The following is a 15,560-nucleotide window of genomic DNA, read 5'->3' on the forward strand; positions in this document are numbered from 1 at the left end:
TATTAAACAACCTGAAGAGTAACATCAATATTCCCTCTAGTTGCTTTTGAGTATGGACAGAATTCATGGGCCTTATGTACAAGCTCTTCTAACTTTTCCTTTTCCACTCCAGTCCCTTTTACTTGCAGCGTTACGGCAATTTTGAATCCTTGATCAGACTCATCTTTTAAGAAATCTACATTTGCCGTTACTTGAGATTCGAATTTGACATGTTCCTGCCTTGCGATATGTTGTAACGCTCCATCAAAACAAGCGGAATAACCGCAAGCGAACAATTGTTCCGGATTCGTGGCATTTGGAAACTCTTTCGCTCTTGGGGATCCTGGCATTGCTAAATCGAGTTTTAACTTTCCATCAGAAGATTCAACTCTGCCTTGTCTACCTCCGGCAGCGGTTGCAGATGATGTGAATAATGGTTGTGTAGTCATTAATTTTCTCCTTTTTTGAGGATTATATCTTGCCCTAATGTTCACAAAGAGAGAGCTTACTATCCTTTACTCAAACCTATTCATTTTGAAAAGCTAATCAGAAATTTCCGGTTAGCTTTTCTTTTTGATCAGTATTTTATTGATTCTCTTTTTTCACCTATAAAATACCCAATTTAATACAACTCCTATTTTCCCAATCATTTTCTTTAATTATTCATAATAAAGCCGATCTATTTCTCTTTTTGATTCTCTTTAAAAAAACAGTTGATTAACATTAATATTTTTATTAAATTATAGTTTTCGATACCATTGTGCTGCTGCTTCTACCTCTTCGACCGTTAACTGATGGCCTTTATTCTCCCAATGGAGTTCAACCTTTGCGTTAGCATGCTCAAGTAACGATTGTAGTTCAGCTGATTCCAGTGGAGAGCAGATTGGGTCATTTGTTCCAGCTGCAATAAATACTGACTTCCCTGATAAATCCGGAAGATCAATACCTTTTCGCGGCACCATTGGATGATGAAGAATGGCCCCCTTCAATGCATTTTGAAAGTGGAATAATAAACTGGCCGCAATATTGATGTGATTAACTTCAAATTAATTCAATTTCTCTTAATTCAAATATCTCAATTTCGAGATATATTATTAAAAAAATTTATTCCATTACGACTTTACTATGAAGGATTACTTAAACTACGGTATTTACCCTAAAATTGTAAGTGCCTTAGAAAAAAATAATTTTCTATGTGAATAGCAATTTTACATTACCTCAAATTCGATAATCTTGGATTTGAGGTAATTTTATTATGATTTATTTAAACCATTTGTCAACAATCTTTTTTTAAATGCAAAGAAATATTTTAAGTTACAGCTCCATCATAAGGTTTATTAGGCAATTTATTAATATCATAATGAATTCTTTATTAAAGCTATCTAGAGCAAGGACTAGTTAGCACAATTTTTGCATGATATTAAAAAGCAATGGGCTGTGAAGTGTTAATTGGATATAGTTTTCCATTTAAGGCAAATGAAATTTTACCCGTTTCTTCGGAAACCACTAGTGCAAGTGCATCGCTGCGTTCCGATACTCCAAGGGCAGCTCTGTGCCGTGTCCCAAGTTTTTTTCCCTCGATATTCAATGTTGTTAAAGGAAGGACATTGGATGCAGAAACTACTTCATTTCCCCGAATTAAAACCGCCCCATCATGCAACGGGTTCCCCGGGTAAAAAATAGATTCCAATAATTTAGCCGTTACTATTGCTCCTATTGTTGTTCCTTTTTGAATAATAGGCTCCACCGAATCACGACGTTCAACTACAATTAGGGCTCCATGTCTATGTTTCGAGAGCTGCTGAACAGTGGTGGATAAATCTTCATAAGTATCAGTAAAAGATGATAAATAACAATTTAAATAAAATGAAGCAGCCATCAATTCAATTTCAATTAATTGTTCTTTAACATCCTCTAGACTACCCAATACACAATAATTGTCATTTCCAAGTAACTCTAAATTAGATTGGAGCAGAAGAATCAGGTTATGAATACCATCATCTATATGCTTTTTCATAGGTGAAAAATCACAATTTATACTGTCCATGTAAGAATCCCTCCATTCACCTTTAATCCTGTTAACTTCATTAAAATTTACTATAGATAGTATTAGTCATTAGTTTTGATAATATAAAACGGTAAATTAAATAATCGAAATAATCACCAAAAAATTTATTGATTGATTTATTTACCTCCATTAACTATAATAAAATTGTAACTAAGTTACTTTTAGTATACACATTACTTTTTCATATAAATTATTTTATAAAACACAATAAAGTGAGGTAATTAAAATGAACTTAATAGAGTCTAAAGTTATCCAAACAAAATTAGAAAAAGAAATATTCATAGATCAAAGTTCAAACCTAGAGCTTAAAAGTATTGATTATCCTGAAACGGCCTCTCACTATAATGAATTTTTGGTTGGCTTAGAATTGATTCGTATAAGGGATAATAAGCTTTATGGTACTAAAAAAACATACTTTGGTTTAAGAATTACAGAAGAAATGAATTCTATAATCATATCTGAACCTATTATACAAAATATTTTTGCACTTAAGAACGAGCAGGAAAAACAAGCAGTGATAGAATTAATTAATTATGTACTAACTGAATCCCCTAATTTTAAGCAATTGGTGATGACAATGATCAATAATCTCAAACAGGAAGATGTAGTTTGTGAAAAGGATATAAAAGAATTAAAGGCAAAACAGGCGTTATTAGAAAGTCTATTAAATGTCAGGTTTGAAGATGTAATCTTTGAAATACAACAGAAAATTACAGCTTAATTTGGTTTATGTATGATATTTTTATTAAATCGAATTCATTTACATTAGTTCAGGGAAAAGCCTGGAAATGAATCAACCTCTTTTCCCCTTTTCATCTAACCTTCTATTTCTTCCTCAAAAATCTTTCAATAAAAATGCAGACAAAGTAAAAACCCCTTTCCCATTTTTATAAAGGGGTATTTTTATAAAATATATATCTTAAAAAGTGATCAAATAGGTTCTTTTTATCCTACGCTTCGCTTTTTAATGACAATTTCCTTATCTTTATTTAAGGTGATGACTATCTCAGCCATAGCAATAAATAGTCCATTATCAACAACACCCGGGATCAGATTAAGCTCTCTCTCTAGATCTCTAGGAAAGGTAATATTTGAGAAGCTACAGTCAAAAATATAGTTACCGTTATCTGTTCGAGTAGGAATCCCATTTTTTTGCCGTAATTGTGGACTGCCTCCAAGGTCAAGGATATATTTCCTTGTCATTTCAAATCCAAAAGGCACCACTTCCACTGGGAGTGGGAAAGATCCCAATTTATCCACATTTTTGTGTGGGTCTGCAACAACTATAAAAGTTTTTGCTGCTTTCGCAATTATTTTCTCTCTTAAAAGGGCACCGCCTCCACCTTTAATGAGATCTAAATCTCGATTAACTTCATCAGCACCATCAATTGCCACATCAATTTGATTGATTTCATTAAATGAAACGAGTGGGATCCCTACTTCTCTTGCCAATTTTTCAGTTTGTTTGGAAGTAGGGATTCCTTTAACAGAAAGTCCTTGTTGAACTAATTCCCCAAGCTTAGTAATGGTATAAAATACAGTAGACCCCGTTCCGAGTCCAACTACCATTCCTTCTTTTACATATTCTACAGCTTTTTCTCCAACTTCTTTTTTTTCATTCAAGGCTTTTTGCTCCTTTCAATTAAAGACCTGGAGATATATCATTTTTTTATTTCACCATTGTTTCTTAATTTGTTCCTGTGCGATTCGAAATATTTGTCCTTCGGGTGTATCCTTTTTAACAATTACATTTGTTTGATAATATTTACCTTTGTAGTTAAGCTTCACAGTCACTTCGATCATATATGTCACTCCTTTACATTTAATGGAGAAAAAAGAAATCAAAAAATATAACTTATTATTACTAGGTTATTTTATGTAACCATTTCCTCTCCTGAATTAATTCCCGTCAAGTAAAATATCTCGAATCAAAGATATTTTACATATTTATTTTTATTCAATAGAGAAATGCAGCCTGTGTTAAATAGTTTCCTTTCAATTGAGTTTTCTTATACCATCTAAGTATTAAACGCAAGCTTCAAGATAAAAATAAGTGAAGAAATTATAAAGGAGATACCATAAAGTTGAACACAGAATTCTTAGATTTACTGGCTCATAAATATGATAGTGAAGAAAAAGTGGTAACTGAGATTATTAATCTTGAAGCCACTCTCAACCTGCCAAAGGGGACAGAGCATTTTGTCAGTGACTTACACGGGGAGTATCAGGCTTTTCAACATGTGTTAAGAAATGGTTCGGGTAGAGTAAAAGAGAAAATGAGAGACCTATTTCAAGATGAACTTTCTGATACAGAACTTAATGAATTTGCGACATTAGTTTATTATCCTGAAGAAAAATTAAAGTTAATTAGAGAAAAGTGTGGCAATAAACAAGAATTACATCAATGGTACACAGAAATCATTGACCGTATGATAAAACTAATTTCATATTCCTCTTCTAAATATACACGCTCAAAATTACATAAAGCATTGCCTCAACAGTTTGTTTATATAATAGAAGAGCTACTATACAAAACGGATGAATCCACAAATAAGAAACCATATTATTCAAAAATAGTCCAGCAAATTATTTCTCTTGGTCAGGCAGATAAGCTCATTACAGGTCTGGCTTATACGACTCAGAGATTGGTAGTTGACCATCTTCATGTCGTAGGAGATATTTATGATCGCGGACCTGAACCTGATAAAATTATGGATACACTCATTGATTATCATTCTGTTGATATTCAATGGGGAAATCATGATGTTCTATGGATTGGTGCCTTTGCTGGATCAAAGGTTTGTCTAGCTAATATTATTCGTATTTGTGCCAGGTACGACAATTTAAGTATTATTGAAGATGTGTATGGAATCAATCTTATACCACTTCTTAATCTTGCGGAAAAGAACTATGACGACAATCCAGCATTTAGACCCAAGAGCCTTTCAGATAAAAAAAAGTCTGATCAAGAACTATTACAAATTACAAAAATGCACCAAGCAATAGCAATGATCCAGTTTAAGCTTGAAATGCCAATCATAAAGAGACGCCCGTATTTTAATATGTCAGAAAGGCTTTTGCTTGAAATAATTGATTATGACAAAAATGAAATAACAATGAATGGGAAAACGTACCAACTGAAAAATACTTGCTTTTCAACCATTAATCCAGATCATCCTGGTGAATTATTAGAGGAAGAAGAGCAAGTTATGGACAGACTATTGTTTTTTGTCCAGCATTCGGAAAAGTTGGCCAGACATATGAATTTTCTTATGAAGAAAGGTAGTCTTTATTTGAAATATAATGGGAACTTATTAATACATGGCTGCATACCAATTGATGAAAACGGAAATATGGAAAAAATGGTAATTGAAAATAATACCTATGCAGGTCGTGATTTACTTGATATTTTTGAACATTATTTACGACATGCCTTTGCACATCCTGAAGAGACAGATGATCTTGCAACAGATATGGTCTGGTATTTATGGACAGGAGAATATTCATCATTATTTGGGAAAAGAGCCATGACGACCTTTGAAAGGTATTTCATTAAGGACAAAGAAACCCATGAGGAGATTAAGAACCCATACTTCCATTTACGTGAAAAAGAGGAAATCTGCCGTAAGATTTTAGCAGAATTTAATCTTAATCCTAATGAAGGTCATATCATAAATGGCCACACACCCGTTAGAGAAATTAAAGGAGAGAATCCAATTAAAGCAAACGGAAAGATGATTGTCATAGATGGAGGATTTTCCAAGGCTTATCAATCAAAAACTGGTATTGCTGGATACACTTTAATCTATAATTCCTGCGGTATGCAACTTGTCGCCCATGAAAAATTTAATTCAAAAAAAGATGTTCTACTAAAAGGGTCGGATGTTTTATCAGTAAAGAGATTGGTGGAAAAAGAACTTGAAAGAAAAAAAGTTCTAGAAACGAATGAGGGAGAGCGATTATTACAGGAAATATTTGTTTTAAAAAGTCTGTTGGAATATCGCTATATGAGTTTAGACCAATCATTACAAACGAAAAGCTAATCGGAAATTTCCGATTAGCTTTTCTTATTGATCAGAAAATTACTGATTCGCTTTTTTTACCCATTCCGCAACTGTAATTGTACATTTAGCTTGATGTTTAGTTCAATAAACATGTAGTAAAGATTGTTTTTTATGATGCTATTATTTAGAAATGCGTTTTAATAATTCAGCTTTTTCAGCTTCATAACCGGGTTTACCAAGCAATGCGAACATATTCTTTTTATATGCTTCCACTCCTGGTTGATCAAATGGATTTACACCCATTAATAATCCGCTAATTCCGCACGCCTTCTCGAAGAAGTACACCATTTCACCAAAGGTAAATTCGTTTAATTGGTCCAGTTCCACAGAAAGGTTTGGAACTCCTCCATCCACATGGGCTAAAACGGTGCCTTGGGAGGCATTCTTATTGACATAGTCCATTGTTTTCCCTGCTAAATAATTTAATCCGTCTAAGTTTGATGCCTCTTCTTCAATTGTGATATCAAGTTTAGGCTCTTTTACTGATACCATTGTTTCAATTAAATCGCGACGGCCTTCCTGTACATATTGGCCCATTGAATGAAGGTCCGTAGTAAAATCAACTGAAGCTGGAAAAAGCCCCTTTTGATCCTTCCCCTCACTTTCCCCAAATAACTGCTTCCACCATTCTGAAACATAATGAAGTGAAGGTTCAAAGTTTACGAGAAGTTCAATGGATTTCCCTTTTCGGTAAAGAGCATTCCTTACGGCAGCATATTGATAACTCTGGTTTGTGGCCATGTCTGGATTATTATATTTGTCTGCCGCAGCCGCAGCTCCTTCCATCATTTTATCTATATTGATACCTGCTACCGCAATTGGTAATAGGCCAACAGCCGTTAATACAGAGTATCTTCCCCCAACATCATCTGGAATGACAAAAGTTTCATAACCTTCTTCATCAGCAAGTGTTTTTAACGCACCCTTTTTACGATCAGTTGTAGCATAAATACGTTTTCTCGCTTCTTCTTTTCCATATTTTTTCTCCAAATAGTCCCGGAAGATGCGAAAAGCAATTGCTGGCTCTGTTGTTGTACCTGATTTTGAGATCACGTTTACAGAAATATCTTTGTCTTTTATCACATCAAGCAAATGGGAAATGTATGTTGCACTGATATTTTGACCGGCAAAATAAACTTGTGTTGTATTGCCCATTTGGTTATGAAAGGTATGAGAAAGTGCTTCAATAGCTGCTCTTGCACCAAGATATGATCCCCCAATCCCGATAACGATTAGGGCATCGGAATTACTGCGAATTCTCTCAGCAGCAGCTTTAATTCTTCCAAATTCTTCTTTATCATATTCACTTGGCAAGTTGACCCAACCAAGATAGTCTGATCCAGGACCTTTCTTCTCGTGAAGCATATTGTGAGCGGTTTTCACAAATTCGCTGAGGTTATCCACCTCACTTTGTTGCATAAATGATAGTGCGTTTGAGTAATCAAAAGAAATCGACATGTAATTGTTCTCCTCTTTTTTTGTTTTACTTATGATGTGTCAGATAAGGGCGTTAGAACATCCATGCTAATAACCACAGAATAAAATCTAACACCCTGGATACCTTTTTCTAATTTTTACAATGCATTCTTCCAGTCAGCTGCAAATTTTTCTATTCCTTGATCCGTTAGTGGATGTTTAGACAATTGCTCAATTACTTTAAATGGAATGGTGGCTATATGAGCTCCAGCCATAGCTACACGGGTCACATGGTCTGGATGACGAACAGATGCTGCAATAATTTGTGAGTTTAAATTTTGGATACGAAACAATTCAGCAATTCGTGAAACGAGTTGAACACCATCTTCATTAATATCATCTAACCGGCCCAAGAATGGAGAAACATATGTTGCTCCAGCTCGTGCAGCCAGTAGGGCCTGGTTTACTGAAAAAATAAGGGTAACGTTTGTTTTAACTCCTTTTTTAGTGAGGTATCGGCAGGCCTCTAATCCATCCAGGTTCATTGGAAGTTTAATGGTGATATTCTTATCGCCGCCGTTTATTTTTATGAGTTCATTTGCTTCAGCGATCATTTGCTCAGCTGTTAGAGCGTTAGGAGTCACTTCCGCTGATACAGACTCAACATCAGGAACCGCATTGAGAATTTCTGCAATCCGGTCTTCGAATTTTACACCCTCTTTTGCTACTAATGAAGGGTTAGTGGTAACTCCTGATAATACTCCGATTTTATACGCTTTTTTAATTTCATCTAAATTTGCTGTATCAATAAAAAATTTCATGATGTCTTCCTCCAATTATTGTTAAGAAAATTTATTAGTTATTTATTTTTTCAACAGCATGTCCGCCAAATTCATTTCTTAATGCGGCTACAACCTTACCTGTAAAAGTATCGTTTTCTAGAGACCGGTAACGCATCAATAACGACATGGCAATAACAGGAGTAGCCGTTTGAAGATCTAATGCTGCTTCGAGAGTCCATTTTCCCTCACCTGAAGAATTCATGATTCCTTTAATTTGTTCTAAATTGGGATCCTTAGAGAAGGCATTTTCTGTTAATTCCATTAACCATGAGCGAATGACGGAACCGTTATTCCAAACCTTTGCTACCTTTTCGAAATCGTAATTAAATTCACTTTTCTCTAGTACTTCAAATCCTTCACCTATCGCAGCCATCATTCCATATTCTATTCCATTATGAACCATCTTTAGGAAGTGACCGCTTCCTGGTTTGCCTGCATATAAGAACCCATTTTCTATTGCAGTATCTCGAAAAATCGGTTCCACAACTTCCCACGCTTCCGGATCACCGCCAATCATATAACAGGCTCCATTACGAGCCCCTTCCATTCCACCTGAAGTACCTGCATCCATAAAGCTGACACCTAGTTCTTTTAATTCATTATATCGACGAATAGATTCTTTATAATGAGAATTACCAGCTTCAATAACAATATCCCCTTCTTCTAGAAACGGTCGAATATCACTAATAACCGAATCAACTACAGAGTGTGGAACCATAATCCAAAGAACTCTTGGTCGATCCAATGATTGAACAAGTTCCTTATAACTAGATACACCTATAGCTCCATATCTTTTTATTTCTTCCACCGCACTCGGATTTACATCGAATGCTACTACTTCATGATGGTGATCCATTAAATTTTGTCCTAAATTTAAACCCATTTTCCCTAATCCAATTAAGCCAACCTTCATTCTATTTCCCTCCAATGATTATAACTATTTTTTATTTTGCAAAGTCCTATCTTAAGATTACTTCAAAAGATTTCTTGCCATATGAGCAACATTTTCAGTTGTAAATCCAAATTGTTTCATTACAGCAGCACCATCTCCTGAAGCACCAAATGTTTCAATAGATAATACCTTTCCTTCAAATCCAACAAATTGTTCCCACCCTAGTGAGATTCCCATTTCGATAGCCAAACGTTTTAAATTGGAAGAAGGCAAAACAGATTCTTGATATTCTTTAGGTTGCAGTCTAAACAATTCCCAACTTGGCATGGCGACGATCCGAACAGATATATTTTCTTTTTCCAACTCTGATTTTGCATTTACAGCCAAAGAGACCTCGGAGCCAGTAGCAATTAATATTAGGTTTGGATTAGAAGTTGTTTCGGACAAAACATAAGCACCCTTGGAAAGATTATTCAAATTTGCTTCTGTCTCGTTATACACTGGCAGGTTTTGGCGACTTAAAATCAATGCAACCGGGCCTTTTGTTTGCTGAAGAGCATAAGCCCAGGCACTTGCCGTTTCATTTGCATCCGTTGGTCTAATGACAGTTAGTCCAGGAATCGAGCGAAGAGCAGCTAAGTGTTCCACTGGCTCATGGGTAGGACCATCTTCTCCCACAGCTATGGAGTCATGTGTAAATACATAGGTTACAGGAAGCTTTGATAAAGCAGCCAATCGGATAGACGGACGAAGATAATCATTAAAGACAAAGAATGTACTAACAAACGGCTTCACTCCGCCATGATATGCCATACCATTAGCTGCTGCGCCCATTGCATGTTCACGTACACCGAAGTAAACATTTCGTGCACTGTAGGATTCAACTGCGTAAATTTGTTCCCCTTTAATTTCGGTCATGGTAGAATGTGAAAGGTCTGCACTGCCACCGAAAATATCTGGAACTGTTTTAACAAAATGGTTAATGGCTTCTCCACTGGCCACACGGGTGGAAACATTTTTTCCAGTTTCAAACGTTAGGATATCTTTTGCATCAATGAGAACTTTTCCTTCAATAGCTTTGGTTAATTGCTCTGCCAATTCTGGATAGGCTTGCTTATATGATTGGAATAGGTTAATCCAGTTTTGTTCAGTATCTATTCCCTTATGCTTTAATTGTTCAAAGTGAGCTTTTACTTCTTCTGGAACATAGAAATCTTCTTCGTAAAGCCAGTTATAAGCTTGTTTCGTTATTTTTCCTTCGTCTGCCCCGAGAGGTGCACCATGTGCTTTATTTGTACCTGCTACCTTCGGACTTCCATATCCGATAATCGTTCTGATTTCAATGATGCTTGGTTGGTCAGTACTTTGTTTTGCTAATTCAATTGCTTTTGAAATTGCGTTAAGATCATTACCATCTTCCACCCTTAAATAGTGCCAATGAGCCGATTCTGCTCTTTTCTCGATATTTTCGGAAAAAGATACATTTAATTCGCCATCAAGAGAAATATCATTTGAGTCATATAACACAATTAATTTACCAAGTTTCATATGGCCAGCCATTGACATTGCTTCATAAGAAATACCTTCCATTAAGTCACCATCGCCTACTAAAGCATAGGTATAGTGATCAATAATAGCATGTCCTTCTTTATTAAACTTTGCGGCCAAATGAGCTTCAGCCATAGCCATACCAACTGCGTTTGCAATTCCCTGCCCCAATGGACCTGTTGTTGCTTCTACGCCAGGCGTATGACCAAATTCGGGGTGCCCCGGTGTTCTGCTATTTAATTTTCTGAAATTCTTTAAATCATCAATGGTGACATTGTAACCAGCTAAATGAAGAATACTGTATAACAAACTTGACCCATGTCCCGCCGATAAAACGAATCGATCACGGTTGAACCACTTAGGATTTTCAGGATTGTGATTCAAATGATTAGCCCATAATGCATATGCCATTGGGGCAGCCCCCATTGGGAGACCTGGATGTCCCGAATTCGCTGCGTTGATAGCATCAATAGATAAAGTCCGAATGGTATTAACTGCAAGATTATCAATGTTTTGTATCATAGTCATATTCCTCCTGGAAAACCCTTATTTCTGAAGTGTCTTCTCTTTACTTTCATGAATTTCTTTATCAAGCCACCATTTGAATCCATTTTCAGATAATAATAAGTCTGCTGCTTCTGGACCATTGGAACCAGAACGATATTCATGAAGAGGCAATAGATTTTCTTCAAATGCATTAAGAATAGGCTGTACCCATTCCCATGACAATTCAACCTCTTTCCAATGTGCAAAGAATGTAGATTCTCCAATTAAAGCATCATAAATTAGCCCTTCATATGCCTCAGGCACTCTTAATCCTGAATTTTCACAAGAAAAATTAATCCTTACCGGTTCGATTTCCCCGTTTTTCAACGGGTTTTTGCTGTTTAATTGTAAGGAGACATTTTCATCTGGGCTAATTTCAATGATTAATAAATTAGGCTCTACCTTATGCTCAGTGTTTTTATATTGCAGTTTTAAGGTATTTTTAAATTCAATGACAATACGAGTGGATTTTTCCTTCATTCTTTTTCCGGTCCGAATATAGAATGGAACACCTGTCCAAAACGGATTATCAATCCATAAACGTGCAGCCACAAATGTATCTGTTTGTGAAGAAGGATTTACCCCAGGCTCATCTTTATAACTGGCAAGTGATTGACCATCAATCTCTCCCGAAATGTACTGACCACGAACAATATCGGTTTTTACATCTTCTTTTTTTACTGGACGAAGAGCTTCCATAACCTTCCGCTTCTCATTTCGAATTTCACATGCGTTAATCTTTCGAGGCAGATGCATAGCTGTCATCATTAACATTTGCAACATATGGTTTTGTACCATATCACGGATAGCCCCTGCATGATCATAGTATCCAGCTCTTTTCTCGACCCCAACTGTTTCACTCGCCGTAATTTGAACATTGGCGATATGTTCTTTATTCCAGATTGACTGCAGTACAGGGTTCGCAAATTCTAGAGCTTCAAGGTTTTGTACCATTGGCTTGCCCAAGTAATGGTCTATTCGATAAATTTCCTCTTCATCAAATGCACAGCTTAGTTTTTCATTTAGTTCACGCGCCGATTGCAGATCATGACCAAATGGTTTTTCGATCATCAATCGTTTCCATCCCTTTGTCTGCCCAAGACCACTATCTTTGATGTTTAATGCAATAATGTCAAAAAATTCTGGAGCAACGGAAAGATAAAACATTCGATTTTCCTTAATCCGCAGTTCCTCTTCTCTTTGTTCAACCAATTTCAATAATTTTTGATAATCTTCTGTATTGTTAACATCTAACCGACTATAGCGAAATGCGTCTAAAAACCCTCCCATTTCTGTTGCATCATGTTCTAACCGGCGTGAAAAGGTTAATATCGATTCTTTTACTTTTTCTTGAAAATCAATTTGAGATAGTTCCCCTCTTCCGAGTCCGATAATGGATATGGGTTGGGGCAATTTTTGATCTAAAAATAAGTTGTATAAAGCAGGGAATATTTTTCTTTTAGCTAAATCCCCAGTTGCTCCAAACAAAACAAATGTCATTGATTCCAATTTCTAGCCCTCCTTTAAATGAAAACGAAGATAACTCTATTTAGAATTTTTAGAAACGGTTGAGTTAATGTAATAGCAAAATTAAGACATTTAAAAAGAACCTATAATTTCACCATTGTTTCTTAATTTGTTCCTCGGCAATACGCAAAATTTGTTGTTCAGGTGTACTCTTTTTGACAATTACATTTGTTCGATAATTTTTACCTTTGTAATTAAGAGTCACAGTCACTTCAACCATATGTTTCACTCCTTTTAATTTTTTAATGTAGAAAAAATAAATAACAAAACTTTTCATCACTAGGTTACTAAAGATAACTTGAGTTACTTTACGTAACCCATAATACTCCCTGATTTTATCGTCGTCAAGTCAAATATCTCGGATTAAAGATATTTGACTTGAAAGGGGAAATAGTATGAACAAGGATAGATAAATCGTTTTGCTGTTATTTGCCACTGCCCCGTTCAACAACAAAAAATGACCGTTACATAGACGGCCATGCCACTTTTATGAATTTTAGTGAAATTCAATGGGTCCTGCCAACATTTATATGTAAAATATTAGCAGGACCCTTAAAGCTGTTTACGCATGCTTTGAAATCAATTCAGTTAAAACGGATCTTGGTTGAAATCCAACCATTTGGTCTACAGCTTCTCCGTCTTTGAAAAGAATCAATGTTGGAATGCTCATAACACCAAACTCTCTTGTAGTTTCCGGGTTTTCATCTACATTAAGCTTGATAATTTTAACTTGCTCTCCCATTTCACTATCGATTTCCTCCAACATAGGTGCAATCATTTTACAAGGACCGCACCAAGGAGCCCAAAAATCTGCTAACACTAATCCTTCTTTAATTTCAGATGTAAATGATTGATCTGTAACGTGTAAAATAGCCATTATGAAACCCTCCAATATAATTAATTTATAAACACTTTTAAGACTCCAATTTTGTCCAAGCTTGCTTTTGTGCCGCAAAATCTTGGTTGACTACCTTTTTATTATTTAAGAAACGTGATAATCCAAATGTAATAATACTTGCAAACACAATACTTAACGCACTGAACCATGTAATGGAAGACAATGATAGTTGCCCCACAATGATTCCACCAAAACCTGCACCAGCCGCAAAGCCAAATTGCATCATTGATTGGTTTAGACCTAGCAACACATCTGAGGATTCGGGTGATAGTGTTGCTAAATTATATTGCTGAGTTGCCCCTGATGACCAGCCTGCAAATGACCAGACGGTCAAGATAACAAATACAGCAATAATGGAATGTGATAGGAATGAAAGCACGACTAAAGATGTTAGGTTTATAAGGAACCCTATTTTTAATGTAAAAATGACGCCTCTCTTATCTGCACTTAATCCACCTAGTTTAGAACCAAATAAGCTTGCAACTCCAAGAACAAGTAAAGTAATGCTTACAAGAGAATCACTCATACCTACATTTTTTACAAGGAATGGAGATAAATAAGTAAAAAGAATTCCGTACCCTGTCATTAAAAAGAAGGTGATTGATAATGCTAAAGCTATTTTTGGTTTCTTGAACATAGCAATTTGTCTCGTTAAAGGGATTGAAGCATCACCATTCATTTTTGGTATTGTATTTAAAACAATAAAAATGACAAGTAAAGCTAATATAGCGGTACCGATAAATACAAATTTCCAGCCATACGTAGATGTAATAAAACGTCCAATAGGAACGCCAATGATTAATGATGCGGTAAATCCCATAACAACTGTTGCAATTGAACTGGCCTTTTTATTTGCAGGTGAAATCTTTGCTGCGATCTTTAAAATTGTCACGACTGCTACACCTGTACTTAATGCCATAATAATTCGGGCAATTATAAATAATCCATACCCTGGAACAATTACTGAAAGTAAATTTCCTACTATAAAAACAAATAACGCATAGATCAGTAATTTACGTCTTTCCATTTTAGCCGTTAATACCAGTAATATAGGTGTACCGATGGCATAGGCTAATGAAAAGACCGTAATTAATTGACCAGCCGCTCCAATTGACACTCCTAGAGCCTCTGACATTTTATCCAAAATACCTGAGATAATGGGTTGTGAAGTACCGACTAAAAAACTTATCAGTGCTAAAATATAAATCTTTGCTGTATTTGACAAGTGAAAATTCCTCCTCCATATCATTTTTAAATTTCTATATTTCTATAAACACTGAAATAATGTTCAAAATAGAAGAAGCTATATAAGCTTCATGCTATTCTAGTGCTTTATATTAATGTATTTTGCTTTTTCCATATTTCTATAAATACTGAAATATAGACTAAAATTATTCCGCTTTTACTTTAAAGTAAAGCGGGAGCGTATTTTGCTAAAACTTCTCGTTGTAAACTGTAATATCTGAAGGTTCCCTCTCTGCGAACTGCTAATAATCCGCAATCGAGTAATGGTTTTAAATGATGCGTCAATGTTGAATTATTAGGGACTTTTAATTGATTTGTCATTTCCAGGCAAGCTAACTCTGATTGTTGAGCAAGTAATTTTACAATTTGTAAACGAGTCGATTCACCTAGTGCCTTATAGACTTTTACTGCAATTTCATCATTCACCACTAAAACCTCCATTCAGCAATTGTTATTTCAGTATTTCTGGAAATATTATATTTAATTAGGAGTATTCTGTCAAGACTAGACTGAATTTATCCCATGTAAAGGATTT

The 15,560-nt window shown here is 35.4% G+C and carries 15 protein-coding genes and 1 pseudogene; 2 read left to right on the forward strand and 14 right to left on the reverse strand.

Annotated features, from left to right (window positions below; all coding sequences use genetic code 11):
- Positions 1-2: 2 nt before the first annotated feature.
- The 3 genes and pseudogenes from ACZ5XR_RS13805 to cdaS all read right to left on the reverse strand — a co-directional run bounded on the left by ACZ5XR_RS13805 (position 3) and on the right by cdaS (position 2,026).
- A complete protein-coding gene (locus ACZ5XR_RS13805; protein WP_464496835.1) occupies positions 3-428 on the reverse strand; it encodes an organic hydroperoxide resistance protein in 426 nt (141 codons plus the stop codon).
- Positions 429-719: 291 nt separating this feature from the next.
- Positions 720-1,016, reverse strand: a pseudogene (locus ACZ5XR_RS13810) (alpha/beta hydrolase); the annotation flags it as partial.
- A 383-nt stretch (positions 1,017-1,399) separates the two neighbouring features.
- Entirely contained in the window at positions 1,400-2,026 is a 627-nt protein-coding gene (gene cdaS / locus ACZ5XR_RS13815; RefSeq protein WP_464496836.1) for a sporulation-specific diadenylate cyclase CdaS, read from the reverse strand.
- A 247-nt stretch (positions 2,027-2,273) separates the two neighbouring features.
- On the opposite strand from cdaS, the gene ACZ5XR_RS13820 reads away from it, so the two are divergent.
- Positions 2,274-2,768: a hypothetical protein gene (locus tag ACZ5XR_RS13820; protein ID WP_464496837.1), complete on the forward strand. Its 495-nt coding sequence runs from the start codon at positions 2,274-2,276 to the stop codon at positions 2,766-2,768.
- Positions 2,769-2,992: 224 nt separating this feature from the next.
- On the opposite strand, the gene rpiA is transcribed toward ACZ5XR_RS13820, so the two are convergent.
- Both rpiA and ACZ5XR_RS13830 read right to left on the reverse strand, forming a co-directional pair.
- Positions 2,993-3,670, reverse strand: coding sequence for a ribose-5-phosphate isomerase RpiA (rpiA, locus tag ACZ5XR_RS13825; RefSeq protein ID WP_464496838.1), 678 nt, complete (start codon positions 3,668-3,670; stop codon positions 2,993-2,995).
- Positions 3,671-3,721: 51 nt separating this feature from the next.
- The gene (locus tag ACZ5XR_RS13830; RefSeq protein WP_464496840.1) at positions 3,722-3,850 is read right to left on the reverse strand and encodes a BA3454 family stress response protein; all 129 of its coding nucleotides are present in this window, start codon (positions 3,848-3,850) and stop codon (positions 3,722-3,724) included.
- A 281-nt stretch (positions 3,851-4,131) separates the two neighbouring features.
- Here ACZ5XR_RS13830 and ACZ5XR_RS13835 point away from each other — a divergent pair, with 281 nt between their 5' ends.
- A complete protein-coding gene (locus tag ACZ5XR_RS13835; protein WP_464496841.1) occupies positions 4,132-6,090 on the forward strand; it encodes a fructose-1,6-bisphosphatase in 1,959 nt (652 codons plus the stop codon).
- Positions 6,091-6,231: 141 nt separating this feature from the next.
- On the opposite strand, the gene ACZ5XR_RS13840 is transcribed toward ACZ5XR_RS13835, so the two are convergent.
- From ACZ5XR_RS13840 to ACZ5XR_RS13880, 9 genes are all read right to left on the reverse strand, one after another.
- Positions 6,232-7,569 (reverse strand): glucose-6-phosphate isomerase, encoded by a 1,338-nt coding sequence (locus ACZ5XR_RS13840; protein WP_464496842.1) that lies wholly within the window; start codon positions 7,567-7,569, stop codon positions 6,232-6,234.
- A 116-nt stretch (positions 7,570-7,685) separates the two neighbouring features.
- On the reverse strand, positions 7,686-8,348 hold the full coding sequence (fsa, locus tag ACZ5XR_RS13845) for a fructose-6-phosphate aldolase (protein ID WP_464496844.1): 663 nt from the start codon (positions 8,346-8,348) through the stop codon (positions 7,686-7,688).
- 34 nt (positions 8,349-8,382) lie between these two features.
- A complete protein-coding gene (gnd, locus tag ACZ5XR_RS13850) occupies positions 8,383-9,282 on the reverse strand; it encodes a phosphogluconate dehydrogenase (NAD(+)-dependent, decarboxylating) (RefSeq protein WP_464496846.1) in 900 nt (299 codons plus the stop codon).
- A gap of 57 nt (positions 9,283-9,339) precedes the next feature.
- The gene (gene tkt / locus ACZ5XR_RS13855; protein ID WP_464496847.1) at positions 9,340-11,331 is read right to left on the reverse strand and encodes a transketolase; all 1,992 of its coding nucleotides are present in this window, start codon (positions 11,329-11,331) and stop codon (positions 9,340-9,342) included.
- Positions 11,332-11,355: 24 nt separating this feature from the next.
- Positions 11,356-12,864, reverse strand: coding sequence for a glucose-6-phosphate dehydrogenase (gene zwf, locus ACZ5XR_RS13860; protein ID WP_464496848.1), 1,509 nt, complete (start codon positions 12,862-12,864; stop codon positions 11,356-11,358).
- Between the two features lie 109 nt (positions 12,865-12,973).
- Positions 12,974-13,102, reverse strand: coding sequence for a BA3454 family stress response protein (locus tag ACZ5XR_RS13865; RefSeq protein ID WP_464496849.1), 129 nt, complete (start codon positions 13,100-13,102; stop codon positions 12,974-12,976).
- A gap of 342 nt (positions 13,103-13,444) precedes the next feature.
- Positions 13,445-13,759, reverse strand: coding sequence for a thioredoxin (gene trxA / locus ACZ5XR_RS13870; RefSeq protein WP_464496850.1), 315 nt, complete (start codon positions 13,757-13,759; stop codon positions 13,445-13,447).
- Positions 13,760-13,796: 37 nt separating this feature from the next.
- A complete protein-coding gene (locus ACZ5XR_RS13875; protein ID WP_464496851.1) occupies positions 13,797-15,005 on the reverse strand; it encodes an MFS transporter in 1,209 nt (402 codons plus the stop codon).
- A gap of 182 nt (positions 15,006-15,187) precedes the next feature.
- Positions 15,188-15,451: an ArsR/SmtB family transcription factor gene (locus tag ACZ5XR_RS13880; RefSeq protein WP_464496853.1), complete on the reverse strand. Its 264-nt coding sequence runs from the start codon at positions 15,449-15,451 to the stop codon at positions 15,188-15,190.
- Positions 15,452-15,560: the final 109 nt, after the last annotated feature.

Source organism: Neobacillus sp. Fa239 (assembly GCF_055395235.1).